Annotated in this window: 23 protein-coding genes; 10 read left to right on the forward strand and 13 right to left on the reverse strand. The window is 47.2% G+C overall.

Translation table 11 applies throughout. From position 1 onward, the window contains the following. Window positions 1-17 precede the first annotated feature (17 nt). The 8 genes from ACO1PK_RS07250 to lptM all read right to left on the reverse strand — a co-directional run bounded on the left by ACO1PK_RS07250 (window position 18) and on the right by lptM (window position 9,010). Entirely contained in the window at window positions 18-2,123 is a 2,106-nt protein-coding gene (locus tag ACO1PK_RS07250; RefSeq protein WP_423187998.1) for a GNAT family N-acetyltransferase, read from the reverse strand. Further along, window positions 2,124-4,292 (reverse strand): DNA helicase II, encoded by a 2,169-nt coding sequence (gene uvrD / locus ACO1PK_RS07255; RefSeq protein ID WP_423187999.1) that lies wholly within the window; start codon window positions 4,290-4,292, stop codon window positions 2,124-2,126. A 133-nt stretch (window positions 4,293-4,425) separates the two neighbouring features. Then, entirely contained in the window at window positions 4,426-5,130 is a 705-nt protein-coding gene (locus tag ACO1PK_RS07260) for an HAD-IA family hydrolase (protein ID WP_423188000.1), read from the reverse strand. After that, window positions 5,130-6,071 carry a tyrosine recombinase XerC gene (gene xerC / locus ACO1PK_RS07265; protein ID WP_423188001.1) on the reverse strand — a complete coding sequence of 314 codons (942 nt, stop codon included), beginning with the start codon at window positions 6,069-6,071 and terminating at the stop codon, window positions 5,130-5,132. The genes ACO1PK_RS07260 and xerC overlap by 1 nt, the downstream gene beginning before the upstream one ends. Next, on the reverse strand, window positions 6,058-6,732 hold the full coding sequence (locus ACO1PK_RS07270) for a DUF484 family protein (RefSeq protein WP_423188002.1): 675 nt from the start codon (window positions 6,730-6,732) through the stop codon (window positions 6,058-6,060). The genes xerC and ACO1PK_RS07270 overlap by 14 nt, the downstream gene beginning before the upstream one ends. Continuing rightward, window positions 6,729-7,559 (reverse strand): diaminopimelate epimerase, encoded by an 831-nt coding sequence (dapF, locus tag ACO1PK_RS07275; RefSeq protein ID WP_423188003.1) that lies wholly within the window; start codon window positions 7,557-7,559, stop codon window positions 6,729-6,731. The genes ACO1PK_RS07270 and dapF overlap by 4 nt, the downstream gene beginning before the upstream one ends. A 15-nt stretch (window positions 7,560-7,574) precedes the next feature. After that, the gene (gene lysA / locus ACO1PK_RS07280; RefSeq protein WP_423188004.1) at window positions 7,575-8,831 is read right to left on the reverse strand and encodes a diaminopimelate decarboxylase; all 1,257 of its coding nucleotides are present in this window, start codon (window positions 8,829-8,831) and stop codon (window positions 7,575-7,577) included. A 5-nt stretch (window positions 8,832-8,836) separates the two neighbouring features. Then, window positions 8,837-9,010 (reverse strand): LPS translocon maturation chaperone LptM, encoded by a 174-nt coding sequence (gene lptM, locus ACO1PK_RS07285; protein WP_423188005.1) that lies wholly within the window; start codon window positions 9,008-9,010, stop codon window positions 8,837-8,839. A gap of 73 nt (window positions 9,011-9,083) precedes the next feature. Between lptM and cyaY the strand changes: the two genes are divergently transcribed. The 8 genes from cyaY to ACO1PK_RS07325 are packed head-to-tail and all read left to right on the forward strand — an operon-like array spanning window position 9,084 to window position 15,234. Then, window positions 9,084-9,404: an iron donor protein CyaY gene (cyaY, locus tag ACO1PK_RS07290; RefSeq protein ID WP_423188006.1), complete on the forward strand. Its 321-nt coding sequence runs from the start codon at window positions 9,084-9,086 to the stop codon at window positions 9,402-9,404. 1 nt (window position 9,405) lies between these two features. After that, a complete protein-coding gene (locus ACO1PK_RS07295; protein ID WP_423188007.1) occupies window positions 9,406-10,086 on the forward strand; it encodes an alpha/beta hydrolase in 681 nt (226 codons plus the stop codon). Between the two features lie 4 nt (window positions 10,087-10,090). After that, entirely contained in the window at window positions 10,091-11,017 is a 927-nt protein-coding gene (hemC, locus tag ACO1PK_RS07300; protein WP_423188008.1) for a hydroxymethylbilane synthase, read from the forward strand. Window positions 11,018-11,025: 8 nt separating this feature from the next. Beyond that, window positions 11,026-11,763 carry a uroporphyrinogen-III synthase gene (locus ACO1PK_RS07305; RefSeq protein ID WP_423188009.1) on the forward strand — a complete coding sequence of 246 codons (738 nt, stop codon included), beginning with the start codon at window positions 11,026-11,028 and terminating at the stop codon, window positions 11,761-11,763. Further along, entirely contained in the window at window positions 11,760-12,878 is a 1,119-nt protein-coding gene (locus ACO1PK_RS07310; RefSeq protein ID WP_423188010.1) for a uroporphyrinogen-III C-methyltransferase, read from the forward strand. Before ACO1PK_RS07305 ends, ACO1PK_RS07310 begins: the two co-directional genes overlap by 4 nt. Beyond that, the gene (locus ACO1PK_RS07315; RefSeq protein ID WP_423188011.1) at window positions 12,871-13,950 is read left to right on the forward strand and encodes a heme biosynthesis HemY N-terminal domain-containing protein; all 1,080 of its coding nucleotides are present in this window, start codon (window positions 12,871-12,873) and stop codon (window positions 13,948-13,950) included. The genes ACO1PK_RS07310 and ACO1PK_RS07315 overlap by 8 nt, the downstream gene beginning before the upstream one ends. Then, window positions 13,944-14,450 carry a DNA-deoxyinosine glycosylase gene (locus ACO1PK_RS07320; RefSeq protein ID WP_423188012.1) on the forward strand — a complete coding sequence of 169 codons (507 nt, stop codon included), beginning with the start codon at window positions 13,944-13,946 and terminating at the stop codon, window positions 14,448-14,450. Before ACO1PK_RS07315 ends, ACO1PK_RS07320 begins: the two co-directional genes overlap by 7 nt. A gap of 52 nt (window positions 14,451-14,502) precedes the next feature. After that, on the forward strand, window positions 14,503-15,234 hold the full coding sequence (locus tag ACO1PK_RS07325) for a hypothetical protein (protein ID WP_423188013.1): 732 nt from the start codon (window positions 14,503-14,505) through the stop codon (window positions 15,232-15,234). Between the two features lie 109 nt (window positions 15,235-15,343). Here ACO1PK_RS07325 and ACO1PK_RS07330 read toward each other — a convergent pair whose 3' ends face one another. From ACO1PK_RS07330 to ubiD, 4 genes are all read right to left on the reverse strand, one after another. Next, window positions 15,344-15,751 (reverse strand): acyl-CoA thioesterase, encoded by a 408-nt coding sequence (locus tag ACO1PK_RS07330; protein WP_423188014.1) that lies wholly within the window; start codon window positions 15,749-15,751, stop codon window positions 15,344-15,346. Between the two features lie 71 nt (window positions 15,752-15,822). Beyond that, window positions 15,823-16,530, reverse strand: coding sequence for an NAD(P)H-flavin reductase (gene fre / locus ACO1PK_RS07335; protein WP_423188015.1), 708 nt, complete (start codon window positions 16,528-16,530; stop codon window positions 15,823-15,825). Between the two features lie 23 nt (window positions 16,531-16,553). Next, the gene (locus ACO1PK_RS07340; protein WP_423188016.1) at window positions 16,554-16,832 is read right to left on the reverse strand and encodes a 2Fe-2S iron-sulfur cluster-binding protein; all 279 of its coding nucleotides are present in this window, start codon (window positions 16,830-16,832) and stop codon (window positions 16,554-16,556) included. Next, window positions 16,829-18,313 carry a 4-hydroxy-3-polyprenylbenzoate decarboxylase gene (gene ubiD, locus ACO1PK_RS07345; protein WP_423188017.1) on the reverse strand — a complete coding sequence of 495 codons (1,485 nt, stop codon included), beginning with the start codon at window positions 18,311-18,313 and terminating at the stop codon, window positions 16,829-16,831. Before ubiD ends, ACO1PK_RS07340 begins: the two co-directional genes overlap by 4 nt. Before the next feature lie 188 nt (window positions 18,314-18,501). On the opposite strand from ubiD, the gene ACO1PK_RS07350 reads away from it, so the two are divergent. Beyond that, the gene (locus tag ACO1PK_RS07350) at window positions 18,502-19,275 is read left to right on the forward strand and encodes an EAL domain-containing protein (protein ID WP_423188018.1); all 774 of its coding nucleotides are present in this window, start codon (window positions 18,502-18,504) and stop codon (window positions 19,273-19,275) included. Between the two features lie 57 nt (window positions 19,276-19,332). On the opposite strand, the gene ACO1PK_RS07355 is transcribed toward ACO1PK_RS07350, so the two are convergent. Continuing rightward, window positions 19,333-21,822 (reverse strand): TonB-dependent receptor plug domain-containing protein, encoded by a 2,490-nt coding sequence (locus tag ACO1PK_RS07355; protein ID WP_423188019.1) that lies wholly within the window; start codon window positions 21,820-21,822, stop codon window positions 19,333-19,335. A 365-nt stretch (window positions 21,823-22,187) separates the two neighbouring features. On the opposite strand from ACO1PK_RS07355, the gene ACO1PK_RS07360 reads away from it, so the two are divergent. Beyond that, complete coding sequence (locus tag ACO1PK_RS07360) at window positions 22,188-22,841, forward strand: transglutaminase-like cysteine peptidase (protein ID WP_423188020.1); 654 nt, start codon at window positions 22,188-22,190, stop codon at window positions 22,839-22,841. Window positions 22,842-22,855: the final 14 nt, after the last annotated feature.

A 22,855-nucleotide genomic window follows, 5' to 3' on the forward strand; every position in this document is an offset into this window, starting at 1 on the left:
TTAAACTTTAACAGCTTTTAGTTAGTCTCCCCAGTGATTTCCAGTGCTTTACTATATTTTGCAATAGCTTGCTGCATCACCTTGATAATTCTAGTTTTGCCTGTTAGTTGGTAGTGGTTTGCTATCACTGACCAAGGTTGTTTTTGCCAACAGCGTGCAATAAAAATACCGGCTTCAAGTGGATTTAACTTTTGACGATTTTGGTTAAACCAATAAAGTAGCAGCAGTGCGACAAGTTCATAAGGTCTGTTGCCATGAGCAAATAAAGTGAGTTGTTGTTGTTCGTTATGGCTAAGCAAGCGCTCTGGTGGGTTTACCAGTGCCAGCAGTAAACTTGGTTCAAGATTTGCTGGGTATTCGGTTAGCTCATAATAGAGGTGTTGTGCAAAATTCTGATTAAGATGACTTACGGTATGATCTTCGCCCTGTAAAGCCTTTAGCACCAACAGTGAAGGTTCGGCACTGGCTTTGTCCAGTTGATGGCCTAGGCGGATTGGCTGAAAGCCATTGCGCTGCCAAAATTTCACTAAGTTAGGTGTGGCACCAAAACTACTGCCAACATACTGATAAGCCTGGTTGCGAAGTGCTACACACAACATGTGTACTAATTGACTACCGAGTCCCTGTTGTTGTAAAGCTGGAACTATCGCTATCCGCATAATCCGCGCCAGTTTACTGATGGCAAGTGTAGGTTCGGCTAAATGAAACGCCAGACTTTGTGCTAATAGGTGCCCTTGCACGCGTCGCTGTCCCTGATAAATTTGCTGATTGAGCACTGTATCAAGTTGCCCTTCACTGCTGATTAGCGCACATCCCAGTAAGTGTTCATCCTGCTGCAAGGTGAAAACCGTTAAGGCCGCATTTTCTAGCAAGGCTAGCAAATCCTTAACCTGTGTCTGATAGTGCGCAAAGCTTAGCAAGGCAAACACCTGTTGCAGTTTTGCAGGCTCAGCTAACCAATCGCTAGGTTTGTAGTGTTTTAAGGCTAACGGCTTGCTGTTGTCGTAATGTGGCTCTGGTAAGTCTAATTTGAGTAAAAAGCTGTCACGGATCAGCTGTTCAAGCGGATCTTGCGCTTGAAACCTAATAGGTTCGATTAACTGCAGCAGTCGCCAGTTTGGGCAGTGCTGGGTCAAATAAGGCTGAAAGCGCAATTGAAAACCGCGGCCTGTTCCTTCGTAGCCATGTTCTGTCGTGGCAAATACGAGCCGACTATAATGTTCTACTAAACGTTGCAGCTGAGGGGTAGGGAAGGCAGCTGCTTCATCTACCAAAATTAGGTCTGCTGGCGGCAATTCGGCTAATAACTGATCAATGGCTATAAATTGCAGCGCGGATGCTTGTGCTGTGCCAATATGAGCTTTGAAATGCAGTAAAGCAATATTGGCTTGCGCCGGCGCGGGGGCTGTTATAAATAACCGCTGTTTACCCATGGTAACCAATTGCGCAGCAGCGAGCCCCAATGCTGCTGACTTACCACAGCCGCGGTCGGCTGTTAACACCAAGGGGCGACGTCGATGCCCCGTTACGACCTTAACAATGGCGGATACAGCAGCTGCTTGCCCAGCGGTTTTGAAAGGTTCAGTTATAGTACTTATGTCTGGTATCGGGGGTAACATAGCATGGTGCTTTATATCAAGCGCACCATCAGCCTGTAGCTCAGCACGTAACATATTGGCTGTCTGCAAGCGATTTAACCAAAACGCAGTAAAGCCGTTAGCACCAATAGGTGGAAGTAAAGGATAGGATAATAATGCTTGATGCTGTGGATTAGGCTGCGCTAGCCACTGTGCAGCTGGCGGTGTTAATAGTAACCAGAGCCCACCTGCTTTTAGCGCGCCGCTGGCCGCTGCAATTTGGTCACCATTAAAACCTGTACACGCATTAATAATCAGACAATCACATTCACTACCAAGCAATTGATGTGCTTTAGCCTGTTGCAAGGCGATACTGCGCTCAGGCGCGGCACTGCCTAGCCACCAACACACCTCGGGATTTATCTGGGCAAGCAGTTGCTCACTAAAGGCGAGTAGCGCCGCCGGTTCACCTTGTAGCCAGATTGGCAACCGTATCTTGCGGGCAACAGCAAGCTGTAAGTATTCACTTAGCTGCTGTTGCCACATTTAAACGGCTTCCAGTCGGGCGTAAGCCGTCATTAACCATTTGCTACCTAGCTGATCAAAGTTGACTTGAATACGCGATTGCGGGCCACTTCCTTCATAATTAAGCACAGTGCCTTCACCAAATTTCTCATGGCGTACCCGTTGCCCTAGCTTGAATCCGGTATTTTCAAAGGCGCTATGGCTGGCCGCGTTACTAAAGCGGTTAAATTGCGCGGGCTGGCTAACCTGCGTTTTTAAACGGATCTCTTCCACGCATTCTGCAGGAATTTCCCGCAAAAAGCGTGATGGTTTAGGATATTGTTCTTGTCCATAAAGACGACGGCTTTGCGCATGGCACATGTAGAGCTTTTGCATGGCCCGAGTCATACCAACATAGCACAGGCGACGCTCTTCTTCTAAGCGTGTGGGATCGTCGCCACTTTGTTGGCTCGGAAACATTCCCTCTTCCAAACCACACATAAATACCAACGGGAACTCTAAGCCTTTGGCAGAATGTAGGGTCATCAACTGTATTGCATCGGAATGTTCTTCGGCTTGGTATTCACCTGCTTCTAATGCTGCCTGCGACAAAAAGGCAGCAAGCGGACTCATTTCTTCTTGCAGTACGCTATCAAAATTCTGGCAAGCAGTAATAAGTTCGTTTAAGTTTTCGATCCGAGTTTGAGCTTTTTCGCCTTTTTCGGCCTGATACATCGCATACAAGCCAGATTGCTTGATCACATGATCGGCTTGTTCATGCAAAGGTAAATCGGTGAGCTCGGCATCTAATTGGCTAATCAACTGCATAAATTGGGCAATGGCACTGGCCGCGCGGCCGCTTAATTGCTTGTCGGCCAACATCTGCTCTAGGGCTTGCCATAGGGTTTGTTGGTTGGCTCTGGCCTGTTGGCGCACTTTATTGAGGGTGGTTTCACCAATACCACGAGCGGGTGTGTTGATTACCCGCTCCATAGCAGCATCATCTTGGCGATTATTGATCAGCCGCAGATAGGCCAAGGCATCTTTAATTTCTTGTCGCTCATAGAAACGCAAGCCGCCATAGATGCGGTAATGTAAGCCTTCTTGAATAAGCGCTTCTTCTAGCACCCGCGACTGGGCATTATTCCGATATAAAATGGCGGCTTCGGTCAGTGGGTTGCCTTTGTTGTGCCAATCGCGGATGCGACTAACAATAAAACGCGCCTCGTCTAACTCATTAAAGGCATTATAAACGGCGATGGTTTCGCCTTCGCTGCCATCGGTCCACAGATCTTTACCCAGACGCCCCTGATTATTGCTAATCACCGCGTTAGCGGCTTTTAAAATAGTTGAAGTAGAGCGGTAGTTTTGCTCAAGGCGAATGGTATCGGCACCGTCAAAATCTTTTAAAAACTGCTGAATATTCTCGACCCGAGCCCCGCGCCAGCCATAGATAGATTGATCATCATCACCAACAATCATCACTTTAGCTGCGCTACCAGCCAGCAAGCGTAACCAGTTATATTGAATGGCGTTGGTATCTTGAAACTCGTCTACCAGGATATGCCGAAAACGCTGCTGATAATGGCCGCGCACATCAGCATGATTTTTTAATAGCTCGAAGCTACGCAGCAAAATTTCGGCAAAATCGACTAGGCCAGCGCGATCACACATTTCCTGATAAGCGGCATAAATTTTTACCATTTGCTGCAGGCTATAGTCGGCACCAGCATCGATGCTGCCCGGTCTTTGACCTTCATCTTTGCGTGCATTGATAAACCACTGAATTTGTTTGGCTGGCCAGTGTTTCTCATCCAAGTTCAGTGCTTTTAACACTCGCTTTACTAAACGCTGTTGATCGTCTGAGTCAATGATCTGGAAGCCTTGCGGTAAACCGGCTTCCTGATAATGCGCGCGTAACATGCGGTGTGATAAGCCATGAAAGGTGCCCATCCACAGGTTATTGAGGCTAACACCAATAGTGCTTTCAATCCGGCCGCGCATTTCTTGCGAGGCTTTATTGGTAAAGGTAACGGCCAATAAGCTAAAGGGAGCGACTCTTTCAACCTGCATCAGCCAAGCTAAACGATGTACTAGTACCCGCGTTTTACCGCTCCCGGCGCCAGCCAGAACTAGCATATGTTGTGGCGGTGCTGCTACCGCATCGCGTTGTTTATCGTTTAGCCCGTCTAGCAGGTAAGATACATCCATCAGAAAATCTCAATAAATAGCATAATGGTTATTATAACAGCCGAGTTCGCAAGGCCAAGTAAATTAGTGGATAAATAACCAGTTAACCAGCTGTATTAGGCTTACTCAATCGGCGGGGAGAGTCATTAGGTGCTTAGCTGGAAATGAAGCGTTGCAACTGTTGTAACTGTTGCAGTCGGATATGCGGTAACACCGTTACAGGAGTCTGATAGTGATCTAACCAAGCTGCCTGACAGCCTGCGCTTAATGCGCCTAACACATCGGCACGATGGCTATCGCCAATATGCAAAATCGCCTCTGGCTTAACGTTAAGCCGCTTTGCAGCAGTTAAAAATAGATCAGGATAAGGCTTCATGCGGCCATCTGGACCCGCTTGCAGGCTAAAGGCAAAAACGTCGCCAAGCCCCATTTTTTTGATACAGGCATTGCCGTTGGTAATGGCAATTAATTGGTATTGTCTAGCGAGTTCGGTAAGTAACTGTGTTACGTCTGGCGCTATGCTGATGGTAGTTCTGGCTTGCCAGAAGGCCGCATAAGCCAGTTCGGCAATTTCACCCGCCTCGCATTGTGTTAACCCCAAGTGTATTAAACCGGCTTCAATCCCCAGTAAGCGCCAACGCCCCATATCATGGCGGATTTCAGGGGTAGTTTTTGCCAGCATTCGGCGTTGCTGCCACCAAAACTCGCTATCGTAGTTTGCGGTAATGGGGGCATACTTGGCTAAGCTTTGCAGCATGGCCGCTTCCGCCGCAGCGATTACCGGCTTGTTATCATATAAGGTATCGTCTAAATCAAAAGACAGCACCGAGATGGAGTTAAGCGCTTTAAAAATTTGCATTATTTTTTCCTCGCCCGTGGGTGGGCGCTATCGTACACCTTGGCCAGATGCTGAAAATCTAAGTGGGTATACACCTGGGTGGTACTAAGATTGGCATGGCCTAATAACTCTTGTACGCCGCGTAGGTCGCCACTGGATTGCAATAAATGGCTGGCAAAGGAATGGCGGAGCATATGCGGATGTAAATGCTGGCCCAAGCCTTGTTGTTTTGCCCAGTGCAGCACCCGTTCTCGCACTTGCCGTGGTGAAATCCGCTGACGCTCAATACTTAAAAACAGCGCTTGCTGGTCGGCGGTAGGCAGCTCAGGGCTTAGTAACGCGGGCCTTTGCGCTAGCCAGGCTTTTAGGGCGTGCAGTGCCATAGCGCCAATCGGCAGCAAGCGTGTTTTATTGCCCTTGCCTGTTACTCTGACTTGCGCTTCTGGCAGATTCAGATCGGGCAAATTAATGGCAACCAGTTCGGCTAAACGTAACCCTGAGGAGTAAAACAGCTCTAACATGGCTTTATCTCGGCACGCTAGGATATCCTCGCTGCTGTCAAAGCTCATTAGCTGGGTTAATTGCTCAATTTCTAATTGTTTGGGTAAGGTCTTGCTGGCCTTAGGTAATTTAAGATACTGCGCTGGGTTCGTCTCGGTTAGGCCCATTTGCTGCGCATAGCGATAAAAGCTGCGCAGGGTGGACGCGGCTAATGCCAAACTGCGGGCACTGAGGTTTTCTTTACGAAACTGCAACAGTTGCCGTTGTACTTGTTTATCTGTTAGCGCAAACCAACCTTGGGCAGCGGTATCCGCGTGCTGCACAAAGGCATGGGCTAACTTCTCCAGTTGCTGCTGATAGGTTTGCAGGGTTTGTTTACTATAACCCCGCTCATTGCGCAGATAATGCAGAAACTGTTGCACTGGCGTGAGCCAATGCAACGGCAGTTCAGGCACTGACATAAGAGGGCAGAATCAGTGCGAGTAGGGTAACCAGATGGCGTAAAAACAACACATCCATCTCTGGTTGAAAATGATCATCCAACTCACTGCCAAAAGCTAAGATAGCGAGGGGCTCTTTGCTGTTCGTCGACTGGTTGGCGTCGATACGTAATAACGCAACGGAGTGAACTTGTGCTGGAAACAGGCCTTGTTGTTCTTCCTGATTTAAACGCCCCAGATACACCCCTTGCGCTTGTAAGCGACGATTCAGCAGCAACTGATAAGGTTGCAAATCGGTTTTACCTTGCTCTAATCCTAACAATCGACAATATTTTACTTGCGGCATGGTGTTCGCAAACTGTTGTAACGCGGCGGTGATATCGTTAAAGCTGTTTGCCTGATGGATGCTGATATGCAAGGCATTTAAGGCGATAAAAATATGTTCGTTTTGCCGGGCAACCGACATTAAGCGAGTGATATCTTCTTCCAACAGATGAATTTTTTCGCGTTGCAGTTCAAGCTGCCGTTCTACCAGCGAGACGGTGCCGCGTTGCTGATGCGGTAAACGTAACTGCGATAAAATATCAGGGTAACGCAGAAAAAAATCTGGGTTTTGTTGTAAATAGTCTTCTACCACCGATGCGGCGAGCAGCTCTTTTTCTTGGATCAGGCTGTCTGTCATAAGGTTAATTGTCCATCAAACACATGTTCTGCTGGGCCGGTCATTTTAACGGGCTGGCCTGGGCCATTCCAGCGGATTTGTAAGGAGCCGCCAGGTAAGTCTACCCGTACTTGTTGGCCCAGTTTTTTTTGTAATTGCCCCACCACAACGGCAGCACAAGCTCCCGTACCACAGGCCAATGTTTCGCCTGCGCCACGCTCCCATACTCTGAGCTTAATATGTTGGGGCGATAACACTTGCATAAAACCAATATTGGCTTTTTCAGGGAAACGCTCATGCAGCTCTAATTCTGGCCCCAGTGTCTTTACTGCAGCGGTTTGGATATCAGCGACATCCAAGACGGCGTGGGGATTTCCCATAGACGCAACGCCACAAAATACCGTTTGTTGCTCGGTTAGCAGGATATAGGTCGCTTCTTGTTTTTGTGCTTTAAAAGGCACCTTAGCGGGTTCTAACTGTGGGATCCCCATATTGACGGTGACTTGACCATCTTGTTCAACATAAAGGGTGATCTTGCCTGACTTGGTACTGACATTAATTTTGGTTTTATTGGTTAAACCACGGTAGCGCACGAATTTTGCGAAACAGCGCGCGCCATTACCACATTGTTCGACTTCTGAACCATCGGCGTTAAAAATCCGGTAGTGGAAATCCAGATCTGGATCATAAGGCGGCTCAACCATCAATAATTGGTCAAAGCCGATCCCGAAGTTGCGATTAGCCAGTTGTTTAATTTGCTCTTTGGTGAGGAAGATATTTTGGCTGACAGCATCAACCATCATAAAATCATTTCCTAGCCCGTGCATTTTGGTAAAGTTTAGCAGCATGATGCCCTTAAATACTTAGTCTGTCAGAATCTGTTCGCCGTGCCAGAGATCTTGCCATTGTTCACGAGCACGGATCAGGTGGCAGCGAGCGCCATCGACCATAATTTCAGCAGCGCGGGGCCGGCTGTTATAGTTAGAGCTCATGGTAAAGCCATACGCACCGGCAGAGCGTACCGCCAGTAAATCACCTTCATTAAGCGCTAACTCACGATCTTTGCCAAGGAAGTCACCGGTTTCGCAAACTGGCCCTACAACATCATAAAGCTGTTTGTTAAGTGTGTTATTGATCACCACCGGCACAATATTCATCCAGGCACTGTATAGTGCTGGGCGAATAAGATCATTCATGGCCGCATCCACAATAGCGAAATGCTTTTCTTGGCCAGGTTTTAAATATTCTACTTTGGTAAGCAAAATACCTGCATTCGCCATGATAGCGCGGCCGGGTTCCATAATCAGCTCAAGTTCGGGATGATGCTGTAAACGCTCGACCACTTTAGTAATGTAGTCAGACGGTAAAGGCGGTTGCTCTTTGTCATAAGTCACGCCGAGGCCACCGCCAATATCGATATGCTTTAACACTATGCCGTCAGCTTTTAATGCAGTAATCAGCAGCAGCAGTTTGTCTAATGCCTCTAAAAACGGCTGGGTTTCGGTAAGTTGCGAACCGATATGACAATCAACGCCCACTAATTCAATATGGCTAAGTTCGCGCGCTGCGCGATAGATATCTGGGGCTAATTGAATATCAACGCCAAATTTATTAGCTTTTAAGCCCGTTGAGATGTAAGGATGGGTTTTGGCATCAATATCCGGATTGACCCGCAGTGAGACCGGGGCTTTTTTATTTAAACGTTTGGCAACCTCTTGTAAGCGATGCAATTCACTGACTGATTCAACATTAAAACACTTGATACCGAGCTGCAGTGCGAAATGCATTTCCTCTGCCGTTTTGCCCACGCCAGAAAACACGACCTTGGCAGGATCACCACCGGCAGCAATCACTCGACGCAATTCGCCACCTGAGACCAGATCAAAACCACTGCCCAGCTTGGCCAGTAAATTTAACACCGCTAAATTACTGTTGGCTTTCACGGCATAGCACACCAAGCTTTGTGGGTGCGCAGCCGCAGCATCAGCAAAGGCATGGTAATGTTTTTCGATGGTCGCTTTGGAATAAACATAGGTTGGGGTGCCATAGTCAGCCGCGATAGTTGCTAGTGCTACTTGCTCGGCAAATAAAGTATCACCTTGATAATTAAAGTAATCCAATTCTGTCACCCTTGTTGTTCAGTTGGTTCGGTTATCTTTTGCGGCTGTGGCTCTGCCACTTCTGGCTTGGCCTGTGGTAAGGTAAGTGGACCTTTCTGGCCACAAGCGCTTAACAGTGCTGTGCAAAGAAGCCCGCTTAGCAGCAGGCATAACGATCGTGAAATTCGCTGAGCGTGCATGGTTTTTTATTTCATTAATTAATTGACGCTCTATAATCGCATCCTTAGCAATAAAAGCAAACAGGTGAAGTAGATGAATGATCTAGAATATGATGAATTAACTGACCAGATGTTACTGGCAGTGGAAGACGGTATTGAGCAGCAAGAGCTTGATCTGGATTACGAGTCAAATGGTGGCTTACTGGCTATTACCTTTCCTGATAGAAGCAAAATTATCATTAACAAGCAGCCCCCCTTGCAGCAACTATGGGTTGCCACTAAATTTAATGGCCATCATTTTGAATGGCGAGATGGTCAGTGGATTGATAACCGTACCGGTACAGAATTCTGGCAACTCTTAAATGACGCCGCATCCAAGCAAGCCGGCGTGTCTGTTGTATTAGGACCGCAATAAAATGGCATTACTTCCTTTTTTTGATGTACCGGCGCAAGGTAAAACACAGGCTGTGGTAGTCTGGTTACATGGTTTGGGCGATTCAGGCCATGGTTTTGCGCCTATCGTGCCGGAATTACGCTTACCCGCCGATGCGGGGGTCCGTTTTCTGTTCCCGCATGCGCCAGAAATACCTGTTACCATTAATGGTGGCATGCGGATGCGTGCTTGGTACGATATTAAAACTATGGACTTAACCAACCGGGCTGATGAAGCCGGTGTGCGGCAATCGGCGGATGCCGTGAAAGCCTTGTTAGATAAATTAATTAGCGAAGGCATTCCTAGTGAGCAGATTATGTTGGCGGGCTTTAGTCAAGGCGGTGTGATCACCTTACATTTGCTGCCACGACTGCCTTACAAGCTAGCAGGTTTTATGGCGCTATCCACCTATATGGCTTGCCCAGAAAAATTAGCAACAGAACAACTGTCGCATAATAAAACGACGCCAGTGTTTATCGCGCACGGTACGCAAGATCCCGTGGTGCCACTGAGTGCTGGCCAGCAGGCGTTTCAGACTTATAAAGCCGCAGGTTTTAATGTGAGCTGGCGCGATTATCGGATGCCGCACAGTGTTTGTGCCCAAGAAATTGATGAAATAAGCCGTTTTATCCAAAGTCGGCTGCTTGCTAAGGTCGAGGACTAATTTTATGCAACGTATCCGTATTGCCACTCGTAAAAGCGCGCTGGCGCTGTGGCAAGCAGAGTTTGTCAAAGCTGAATTGTTAAAATATCACCCGCAGTTGCAAGTCGAATTAGTCCCCATGTCGACGCAGGGCGATAAAATTTTAGATACGCCGCTGGCGAAAATTGGCGGTAAAGGTCTGTTTGTGAAAGAGCTGGAAACGGCTATCTTAGAAGATCGTGCCGACATTGCTGTGCATAGCATGAAAGATGTCCCGGTTGAGTTTCCGCCAGGCTTAATGCTGAGCACTATCTGCGAGCGTGAAGATCCGCGCGATGCTTTTGTCTCCAATCAATTTACGTCTTTAGCGCAATTACCGGCAGGTGCGGTAGTCGGGACTTCGAGCTTGCGTCGTCAATGTCAGTTAAAGGCGCTAAGACCTGACTTACAGGTGCGGGATTTACGTGGTAATGTGAATACCCGTTTAAGTAAATTAGATAATGGTGAATTTGCAGCCATTATTTTGGCAGCAGCAGGCTTAATTCGCTTAGGCTTTGCTGCGCGCATTGCCAGCTATTTACCGGTTGAGCTGAGCTTACCTGCCAATGGACAGGGGGCCGTAGGTATTGAGTGCCGCAGTGATGATGCTCAGGTACAGGCATTGTTAGCGCCGCTTGAGCATAGTGAGACGCGAAACCGCGTTTTAGCCGAACGCGCTATGAATCGTCGATTGCAGGGCGGCTGTCAGGTGCCGATTGGTGCTTTTGCCGAACAAGAGGGCGATCAACTCTGGCTTAGAGGCTTAGTCGGTTCTTTAGATGGCCAACAGCTTATTCGTGATGAGATTAGAGGGCCCGCGGCGCAAGCAGAACAGCTTGGGCAGCAACTGGCAGAGCTGTTGTTAGCCGCTGGCGCAGGGGCAATCCTCAGCGCTGTCTATCAGGAAAATTAGATATCACTATGTTCTTAATTACCCGTCCTGCCGGCAAAGCGGATCATTTACTGGAAGCTTTAGATAGTGAAGAGATTGCTTATCTCTACCAGCCGGTGATTACCACGCAAATGGTGCAGCTAAAAGCCAGAGATATTAAGCTACTTACGCAGGCGGAGTTATTAATTCTAGTGAGTCTGAGTGCTGTGCATGCGCTTGAGCAGCAAATACCTGCATCTGAATTGACTGCGCCATTATTTGCGGTCGGAGAAACCACCGCTGCGGCACTGTCGCGTTGGAGTGGCCAAGCGGTCACAGTACCGCAAGATCAGCGTAGCGAAGGTTTGCTGAGTTTACCTGAATTACAACAGGTTGCGGGTAAACACATTGTGATTGTGCGCGGTAATGCTGGGCGTGAACTGATTAAACACACTCTCAGCAGTCGCGGTGCTTTGGTCCGTTATGTGCAAAGTTACAGCCGCATTCCGTTACCCCTTGACGGTGCTCAGCTCTGCCAACAGTGGCAACACCAAAAAGTAAGTTGTATTGTGGCAACCAGCAATGAAATTTTGCAGCGGATTTTTAGTTTAGTCCCTCTTGAGCAACATAGCTGGCTATGCCAAAAACAGTGGATTTTGGTCAGCCCTCGCGCGCGCGATAGTGCGTTGGCGTTAGGTATTTTACCGCAACATATACATCTGGCCAGCAGTGCAAATGATCAGGCGTTGCTGGAAGCCATTAAGCAGTTTAACAAGGACAAGCTATGAGTGAACAATTACCTAATGCAGTTGCAGAAGCCGAGCGCACGTCAACGGCACAAGCTGCAGCAGACGCTACCTTAGAAGTAAAGCATAGTAATGTGGTCGCTTGGTTCGCATTGTTATTGGTGTTGCTGCTAGCTGTAGGAATAGCGATTGCTACTAAATGGTGGTGGCCGCAATGGCAGCAAGTGCAACAGCAGCAGCTGCTCAATGTGCAAGCAGATCAAGCTACAACGCAGCGGCTAGAGCAACAACTAGCGGATGCCCTGCAGCAACAAACTCAGGCGTTTGCTTTGCAGCAGCAAGAATTAGCCAGTTGGCAGCAGCAACAACGTTTGCAACAGCAACACTATATTGAACAATTGCAATTACAGGTGCAGGCGTTACGCCAGCAAATACAGCAAAGCGAAACTGCGCCGCCACAACATTGGCTAGTGATGGAGGCGCATTATCTGTTAAAACGCGCCAGTTACAATCTCACCTTACAACACGATGTCGCAAGTGCCAAAGCTTTACTGATTGCAGCAGAGGCGCAATTAGCTAAACTTAATGATCCCGCCTTACTTGTCGTCAGACAAGCCATCACCACAGATGTGACGGCACTGGCAAAAGTTAATTTACCTGACATAACGAGTACTCAGTTACAGTTAGCACAATTACGTATGGTTAGCACGCAATTACCTGTGAAACAGCCAGCGCAACACCTGATTAGTTTGCCAGAGCCGGATACAGAGCTGGCCAATTGGCGTGCAAATTTAGCGGCATTTTGGCAGCAAAGTTGGCGTAAACTTTTTCAAGTGCGTGCCACTTTACCGGAAGATTTTTACACCCTTACGCTGGAGCAGCAAGTAACCGTCCGGTTAAGTTTACAACAGCAGTTCACCTTGGCAGAGCTGGCGCTTTTGCAGCAACACCCCGAGGTATTTCATGCTGCACTGCGTCAGGCCAGTGATTTATTGCAGCGTTATTTTGTCGCTGAGAATGCGGCAGTGCAGCAAGCAAATGAGCATCTGGTCACGTTAGCGAAAGCATCTGTAGCAACACCTAATTTACCTGCCCTGCAAAGCTTGCAGCAATTAGAGCGATACCTGGCTGCTATGACGGAGGCGAGTTATGAGTAAGCTGTTACTATTAACAGCCCTATTAATTCTAGCGATGTTATTGGGGCCGGTACTGATTAACAACCCAGGCTATATCAAAATTGTGGTGGCGGGTTATACCATAGAAATGACCTTGTTAGGCTTATTACTAGCATTACTGGTCATGGCTTTGCTGTTGTACCTTTTCGTTTCTTTGGTCAAAAAACTTGTGCGTTGGCAGCATCTGTCATTCAATTTTTTTCGTGCAAGGCGTGAACGTAAGGCACAGCTCGCATTTGCTGCAGGCTTACAAGCTTATGCACGGCAGCAATGGCAACTGGCAAGCGAGCAGTTACAGTATGCTTTACAAGATCCCTACTGCGAGAATGAAAAGCGAATGTTAGCCAGCTATGCCAGTTTATATGCTGGCCAGCGTGAACAAGCTGCCGCGCTGGCGACAGCCTTGGTAGCAGACGATAGTAACAGTGCATTTGTACAAGCCGATTTATTATTGCAACAAGGCCAAGCAGGTCAGGCTTGTCAGGTGCTTGCTGCGCATTTAGATGCAGCGGCAAAAGATGGCGCTTTAGGGCAGTTATATATGCAGGCTTTACAACAAGCCGGTCAATGGCGGCAATTGTTACAAACGGTACCTCAAGCCATTAACCAGCGCTGGTTTAGCAAGGCGCAGTGGCAGCAACAGCGCTTTATGCTTTACCCGATGGCCATCGCACAGCTTAGTGCGCAACAAGGCTTCAGCGAAGATGCGGATTTTTTGCAAGATTTGCCACCAAAAGAGCGTAAATCGACCGCGGCACTGCTAGGTTTAGCGTGGGCGCAAGCGCAAGTGGGCTTATGCGAGCAGGCTGAGCAAAAGCTGGTAAATGCGTTAAGTATGCCAGACCTTGCTGCCGCCTGGCCTTATTTACGCCAAATACCGCTTGGTCGCTCGGTGCTGAAATTACGTAAAATGGTCCAACAGTGGTTGCGTGATAATCCAACGAACGGCTATTTATTCGCTGTGCTGGCTTATTTAGCAGAACAAGAGGGCGATCGTGAGCAAGCCGCAATGGCTTGGCAAAAAGTAAAACAATATCAGCCTGAACTGTGCTAAAGCCGCTGCAAAGCCTGGCACCGGTTGTGAATACCGATGCCAGGGTACTGATTTTAGGCAGTATGCCAGGTGCTGCTTCGCTGGCGCAGCAGCAATACTATGCGCATCCACGAAATGCCTTTTGGCCGATTATGGCCTCTTTATATGGTTTTGCTGCTGATTTACCTTATGCAATTCGCCTACAGCAGTTAACTGCACAGGGTGTCGCGCTATGGGATGTTTTGGCTCACTGTGAACGGCAGGGGAGTCTGGATAGTGCCATTCGCAATGAGCAGGCAAACGATTTTGACAGTTTTTTCGCCACTTACCCGCATATTCATGTTATAGCCTTTAACGGTGGTAAAGCCTTACAAAGCTTCCAAAAGCACGTAAAGTCGCATTTAGTTAGGCCGATTCCCCACTTACTAGCGTTACCCTCTACCAGTCCGGCTTATGCCGCTATGCCTTTTAGCCAGAAATTACAGTTATGGCAGCAAATTACCGGGAATCTTTCGCTGTAGGTAACGTCTTAGTATTCTGATCATACTGAGTGGCTTAGCGCAAGGAGTGGGCATGCAGCGAAACTGGCATCACGGCTATTTATTGCCAGTTGGCTGGGCAATCCTTATTCATCTGCTGTTCTTTGCGCTTCTGCTACAACCCTTACCGGTTTCGCCTCCGCCTGTGATAGTGCCAATATCGAGTTATTTGTATACCGCTGCCAAACCTGTTGTTTTGGCAGCTCCTCTGTTAACTGACTTTACCGACGTTATGCCACCGCCAGAACCCGAAGAAATAAAGGCTGCTATGCAGATTGCTGCCACCCCAAGTAGCAGTATTGCGCAAGAGACGTTATCTGCACCAAATGGGAGTACAGAGTCCGCTGACGTGTTGGACAATGCTTCGACTCCGGAACATGCCAGAATAGACACTGAAACTCGCTTAGTCATCAAACAGACTGCCACGCCAGCAACTTCCTCCAGTTTGGCGGAGCGAGCATTAGCTGGCATCACCCAGCAGCATAGTGCGCCAGTAGCAGACTACGCTGGCTGGGCAAAGCAGCAACAGCAGCCTCGATTAACAGTTGCGAGGGAATATCAGCAACTTAACACTGCCCCAGCAGCGGGTGTATTATTTACTTATACTGACGGTAAGCAGCTTGTGCGGCTGAATAACCGCTGTATGATTGTTGAGCCTGCGTTGGATTTTTTTTCTCAGCAAATGAAAGCAAAGAGTATTTCCTGTGAAGACAGTGACGATGCCATATTATTTAGGCAAACGATGAGTAAATGGTTGGAACAGTAAGTTTGTATCAGTATGAGGACATCGAGATAAGCTGTTGCTTGCTGCTCAGCGCCGTTTTGACAACTTGAGCAGCATCCCATCTTATACAAGGTAGGTGAAAATGGTGGCGTTATTCCACCAAATGTTGCTCCAGCCGCTGGCGCAGTTCGCCTTCGATTGCAACGGCTTTACCGGTTTTTTGATCCAGACAAACAAAGGTCACCTCGGCATCGGCAGCGACCGCATCACTACCTACAATTCTGACTTCTTGTGAAACCACAGCACTCTTGCCTCCCACTTTACTAAAACGGGTATACACTTCTAATGTGTGGCCCATGGTGGCGGCAACTTTGTAATTAATATTAATGTTCACGATAACCCAAGCAAGACCATGCGCAGCAAACCAGTCAATATCGCCACTATCTTCCAAGTAACCCCAGCGCGCTTCTTCTAAAAATTCTAGATAACGCGCATTATTAACATGCTGATAAATATCTAAATGATATCCACGAACTTTGATCAATGTTTTATGCTGCATCTTTATCATCCTTTAGTGCATTTACTCGGATTTTGGCATGTATTGGGGTCACAAACCAGAGTAGTGGCGGATTAAATGTAAGCAAAAGCATCTGCAAATAGCTGTTCGCGTTGTGCACCTTGCGCAAGAAAAGCGGTGCGAGCCACGCCTGCCATAGCAAACGGGCCTGCTAGATAAATATCGTAAGCTGCCAGCGAGGTAAAATCACTTAATACGGCTTCATGCACCAAGCCTGTTCTCCCTGTCCAAGACGATGCGGGATGCTGTACCACAGGAATAAAGTGAAACATTGGATGATCAGTCGCCCATTGCTCAAGCTCTGCTTGATAATACAGAGCATCTTCGCTACGCACGCCCCAATATAAAAAGACCGGCTTGTCCTGTTTTGCGGCAGCAATGGCCATTGCTATACTATAAACATAGGAAAACCCTGTACCACCAGCCATTAAAATAACCGGCCTGTCACTTCCTGCTAGCCATTGTGCCTTTCCTAAACCAACTTCTACTTGTACTGGAGCCGCTAACGCATGCTGCTGTTGCAAGTGGCTCATTGCTGCGCTAGACCAAGCATCACCTTCTGGTGTACCAATATGTAATTCAAGCAAGCTTTGATCGGGTGTACTGGCAATAGAAAAAGGACGTTTGTCGGTTGTTGTAATACAGATTTGTAGATACTGACCTGCAGTAAAAGTAACGGGTGCTGAGGGTGCTAATAGCACTTTATGCACTACTGGGGTGAGTGCTTCAATGGAAACAACCTGACAAGCGATAGCGTTCATAAACATCTCGTAGTAAGCGGCCTTTAGCCGCGAATAAAGGGGTGGTGAAGTTCTAAATCTGAATCCGCATAAGCTAGACAACAGTATACAAAAGCTTGCTGTTGGTCTAGCTCAGTAAGCGGGCTTGGTGGTACATAATGCACCGAACCCGCGCGTAATTTACAGACGCAGCTGGTACAAACGCCTTGCTGGCAGCGGTAAGGAAAATCAATACCTTGCCTTAGCGCTGCTTGCAAAATGGTTTCATTATTTTCTACCGTAAAGTGGAGTTTTGCTGGTAGAACCTTAACTTGAAAACTCATTTTACGTTATCCGGTAAAGGAATGCCTAGGCTAGGCCATAAGGCATCGATCCGTTGTTTGACATCATCGGACATCACGATCGGCTCGCCCCATTCCCGTGAGGTTTCTCCTGGCCATTTATTGGTTGCGTCCATGCCCATTTTTGAGCCCAATCCTGAGACCGGTGAGGCAAAATCAAGATAATCGATAGGGGTATTCTCCACTAGAGTGGTATCTCTAGCAGGATCCATCCGTGTAGTAATAGCCCAAATCACATCTTGCCAATCACGCGCATTGATATCATCGTCGCAGACAATCACAAACTTGGTATACATAAACTGGCGCAGAAAAGACCAAACGCCCATCATCACGCGCTTAGCATGGCCAGGGTATTGTTTTTTCATGGTCACAACGGCTAGCCGATAAGAGCATCCTTCCGGCGGCAAATAAAAATCCGTGATCTCTGGGAATTGCTTCTGCAAGATAGGCACAAATACTTCATTCAGTGCCACACCAAGAATGGCTGGCTCATCTGGTGGCCGGCCGGTATAGGTGCTGTGATAAATCGGCTCTTGCCGATGCGTAATATGCGTCACGGTAAAGACAGGGAAGCTGTCTACTTCATTGTAATAACCGGTATGATCACCATAAGGTCCTTCTGGTGCCATTTCTCCAGGTTCGATATAGCCTTCCAGCACGAACTCAGCATTAGCCGGAACTTGTAAATCATTACTAATACATTTAACCACTTCGGTATTATCACCGCGTAGCAAGCCGGCAAAGCCGTATTCTGATAGTGTATCTGGCACCGGTGTGACGGCACCTAAAATAGTCGCAGGATCTGCGCCGAGTGCTACAGCAACCGGAAAACGCTGTCCAGGGTGGGCTTTTTGCCATTCAAAGAAATCCAGCGCGCCACCACGATGCGATAGCCAGCGCATAATGACTTTGTTTTTCCCCAATACTTGTTGGCGATAAATGCCAAGGTTTTGTCGCTCTTTATGCGGGCCTTTCGTCACGGTCAGGCCCCAAGTAATTAAGGGCGCGGCGTCGCCAGGCCAGCACGTCATCACGGGGAGCTGGGTTAGATCAACCTGCTCGCCAGTTAACACCACTTGTTGGCAAACCGCTTTTTTAACCTGTTTTACCGACATATTTAGCACTTGCTTGAAGATCGGTAACTTACTAAAAGCGTCTTTCAAACCCTTCGGTGGTTCAGGCTCTTTTAAAAAGGCCAGCAATTTACCCACTTCGCGCAGCGCCCCTACATCTTCCTGGCCCATGCCCAGCGCAACACGCAGCGGTGTGCCAAACAAATTTGCCAATACGGGAATGTTATAGCCTTTAGGATTTTCAAAAAGCAAGGCTGGGCCACCCGCTCTGAGAGTACGGTCGGCTATTTCGGTCATTTCTAACACCGGATCGATAGGCTGCTTGATCCTGACCAATTCGCCACGTTGTTCAAGCTGATGCATAAAGTCACGTAAATCTTTATATTTCATGTCTTACCTTTTTGAGGACTAGTCGGGCGCACCAAGAATATGTCTGCTATTATACATTTCTAAGTTACTACTGCTAGTTTTGAGCTATTTATCGTCAATTTTCAGCAATTTTCAAAACTACCCGATGTTATACGCGTATATCGTCTAAACAGCTTATTGGATTCTTCATCCAGTCGAGGTCTATTGTTATGCAGTTTCCAGACACAGTAAAACAACAAAGCTGTAGCGATTGCTTAAGTGGACAAGACTTAGGTTTTCAAATCCGTATGGCGTTTCAGCCAATTCTTGATTGGCAAACCAAGCAAATATTTGCTTATGAAGCCTTGGTGCGCGGGCCAAATGGCGAGGGTGCTGCGTGGGTTTTTCAGCAAATTAATGCTAAGAACAAGTATTATTTTGATCAGGCATGTAGAGTTAAGGCAATAGAAACAGCGGCAAAATTAGGCTGTGAAACCTACTTAAATATCAACTTTCTCCCCAATGCGGTGTATAACCCAGAAACTTGTATCAAAGCGACCATTGAAGCGGCAGATTTATATGGTTTTGATTTAACCAAGTTGATTTTTGAAGTCACCGAGGGGGAAGAGATACCGGATAAAAATCATTTAAACCGAATTTTCCGCAGTTATGCCAAAAGAGGTTTTCAAACGGCGATTGATGATTATGGTTCAGGTTATGCCACCTTGGATTGGTTGATAGAATTAAAGCCACATATTTTAAAGTTAGATATGCAGCTGATCCGCGATATTCATCTTAATGTGGTCAACCAAAACATTTTATTAAAAACTATCGCGCAATGTGAACTACAAGGTGCAAAGGTTTTGGCTGAAGGCGTGGAAACACGTGAAGAGCTGGAGTATTTAACTGCCGTAGGTATTCGTTATTTGCAGGGCTACTACTTTGCGAAACCTGCACTTGAAAGTTTAGTGCCAATATCTGCTATTAATGGTTTAGCCTTGTGAATAAAGCAGCAGGCGCTATTAGCGCCTGCTGTATCTAAAACTAACTAAGAGATTCTATTAGAAGTTATAGGCTATTTTTCCATAAAACAACCGACCGGAACGGCCAAAAGGAGAATAGTTGGAGAACGACGTGGCTCCCGTAGTATTTAAGCTCGTTGGAAAGGCATCTGGATATTGGTCAAAAATATTATCCGCACCAAAAGCCAGCGTCCAGTTGTCGTTAAACTCGTATCTTGCTTCCAAATCGACCAGCGTTTTTGGACTTAATACGAAGTCATTTGCTGCTGTAGTACCCGGTGCCAGCACTTCACCATAACGCGTTGCTTTCACGCTGGCGCTTAGTCTGTCGTACTGCCAGTTAACCGTGGCGCCAAATTTATCTTTTGGAGTGCCCTTTTCAAAAGTTAACACATTAACCCGACCAAATAAGGTGGGCGCTGGGTTTAACGCTGACAGCTGAGAGGTTTCTGGTAAAGCGGTTACTTTGGTCTCGTTGTAATTACCCACTAAGGTAAAATCAAATAAACCAAGGTGCTCTGTTGGCAGAGACCAGTTAATTACAACATCCACGCCCTGCGTTTCGGTATCAACCCCATTGATAAAGAAACGCCCACCACCTATGCCAATAAAACCTTGCGAAGTGAGGTATTCACGAACATTCACCGCGGTGAGGTTCTCTGATAGTACAATGCGGTCATCAATATTAATCTGATACCCATCGATGGTGACAGATACACCGCCCAGACGAAATACTGTTCCTAATGAAAAGTTTACCGATTCCTCAGCATCTAAGGCCTTTGCTCCTAGTGCTTGTGCAACAGGATCACTAACTGGGAATGTCGTAATATCAAAAGGTACGCCATTAATAAAGTTTGTCGAAGTCGCGGTAAAGTTTTGCTGCTGTAATGAAGGTGCTCTAAAACCATTTTGCAGAGAGCCTCTTAATCCGAAGTTATCAGTAAAATCATAACGTAAAGCGGCTTTACCAGTTAAATTACTACCAAAATCAGAATAATCCTCAGCACGAACGGCGATTGAACCAAGCAAATTATCCGTAATATTTGCTTCAAGATCCAAAAAAGCGCCTACAGCACGACGTGTATCTCGAGTTTCATTCGTTGGTCTAAAACCAGGGAATACTTGTGCGCCAGAGGCGGTAGGGTTGCCATTAGGCAATAATACACCGCCATTACGCCAAGAGTCCGGTTCACCTGCAAAAATACTATAACGTTCGCGGCGCAGTTCCACGCCGGTTGCTAAGTTTAAGGGTGAAGCTAAGGCCGCTACATTAAATGAGCGAACACCAGAAAGATTAAACACCGCCTGCCCATAACGATAGCCGCCGGCATAAAACTCTGTTTTGCTGCTTGGGCCAATCGAGCGGTTTAGCGTATTTTCAATAGTGAAAGCCATACGATTCTGACCCCAGACTAAGGAGGTATCAACTGTCCATTCGCCGACATCAAATTCATAACCTACAGCGGCGCTGGCATCCGTCACATCGGGCGAAATGATAGGTAAAAATCCGTCTGGATAAATTTCAATCACATTGCGCGCATCTCTGGCTGGACGGTAAAAACCAGCTGATTTAGCTTCGCGATCTTGATAGCTGAACCATCCATATAATTTACCGTTATCAAGCGTTTTTCCAGCATTGGCGAAAAGGGTGAATTGCGCAAGTTCTGGTTCACCATACCAAGCATTAAAACGATTAAAGAGCGCTTCGCGAGGGTCAAACTCGCCATCTACCAGCGCGTATTGCTGGCGAAAGTCCCAGCCACCACGTTCAGTTCGCTCGGCATCTTTATACTCAGCAGACAGGGTTAAAAAAGCATTACTACCCAATTCGAAGCCACGCCAGCCACTAATTGTCAGTGTTTCACCATCTGTTCTACTGCGCTCAATATTCGCAGGCGCGCTCCACGTTGCGCCTGCAGGTGGTGGTGTAGTCGGTGTACTGTAGTTGGTATCCCTCCAACCGTAAGACGTAGTTATATTACCGCCTTCACTGGCTTCACGTAATCTGACATTTAGTACGCCAGCAATAGCGTCAGAGCCATATTGAGCAGAGGCGCCGTCACGTAGTACTTCCACCGAGCTGATTGCCGCAGTGGGGATGGTATTTAGATCGACGGCAGAAGATCCCCGTCCGACAGTGCCATTTACGTTAACTAAGGCAGCCGCATGTCGACGCTTTGAGTTTACCAATACCAAAGATTGATCAGGCCCTAAACCGCGAAGCGTTGCTGGGCGAACCGTATCGGTGCCATCAGCAAGACCTGGTCTTGGGAAATTAAATGAAGGTAGTGCAGTAGAAAGCAACTGATTTAACTCCGTGGAGCCAGCGCGTTGCAGCATTTCAGTGCTAATAATATCAATTGGCACAGCGGTATCAGAGACTGAGCGACCTGCGACGCGGGTACCTGTAACCACAATTTGCTCAATTTTTTCGTCTTCTGCCGAAGCAACTTGCTGTGAATAGGCCGCTGGGCTTAGCAATGAAACTGCCACTGCCAAGGCGATAGGATGTTGCGTAAAACTGCGCATAGTGATTTCTCCAAATTATATTTATTAAAGCAATAACTTTAACAACCTGATCCTGGGCTCAGTACAACAACTAAAGATTTCATAATTGCTTCATGACTATGGCACAGTCCGCGAGAGACTTCCAGATGTCTTTATGTTATAGCAGGCTGTGAAAAGGGAATTTAATTTGTGCCATCGGCTAAATAGCATTAAGTAAGGCGGCTAATTAGTTTATGCTTAGAGCAAGGTTTAATTTAGATAGATGAGCAAGCTGACAGGTGCCCCCTATTATTTTGGCAATTTGGCGCAACCTTTTCGACATCGCATTGTGCATTCAGATGTTTAGGCGTGCGCTTTATCCCGTTTTTTTGAGCGTGCTTTTACTATTGGCATTTCTCTACGTTAGCTATTCCGTAGCAAATAGTAAAAGTGTGGGGATTGATTTTGCGGTGTTTCATCGCGAAATGCTGAGTAGACATGGTGAGTCGCGAGTTGAACTTGCTCGGCAATGGGAGCGCATGCTAATGGGTCTGGAGAATTTAGATGAGCTTGAAAAGTTAAATCGGGTAAATCAATTTTTTCAAAACAATGTGCGTTTCAAATCAGACCAAGCCTTATGGAATGCCAGTGACTATTGGGCTACTCCGATGGAAACCTTGGCAAAAGGTTTTGGTGATTGTGAAGATTATGCGATAGCCAAGTATATTAGCCTTAGATTCGCAGGGGTTGACGATGCTAAACTGCGACTGATTTATGTCCGTGCCAGAATGGGAGGGCCAAATAGTTCGATCTTTGAGCCACATATGGTGCTGGGATATTATGCGGAGCCAACGGCTGAACCGCTTATTTTGGATAATCTGATCAATACCGTTGCTTTAGCTTCCGAGCGACCAGATCTGTCCCCTGTATTTAGTTTTAATAGCGAAGGTTTATGGGCTGGGCATCTAAGTAGTAATCGTGCAGCTTCCAGTCCTACAGCGCGGTTGTCGCGTTGGCGTGATGTGTTAGAGCGAATGCAGCAAGATGGCATCCGCTTTTAACTCTGTGCTGATTT

The sequence above is a fragment of the Alishewanella sp. d11 genome (assembly GCF_049390205.1).
GTDB lineage: Bacteria > Pseudomonadota > Gammaproteobacteria > Enterobacterales > Alteromonadaceae > Alishewanella.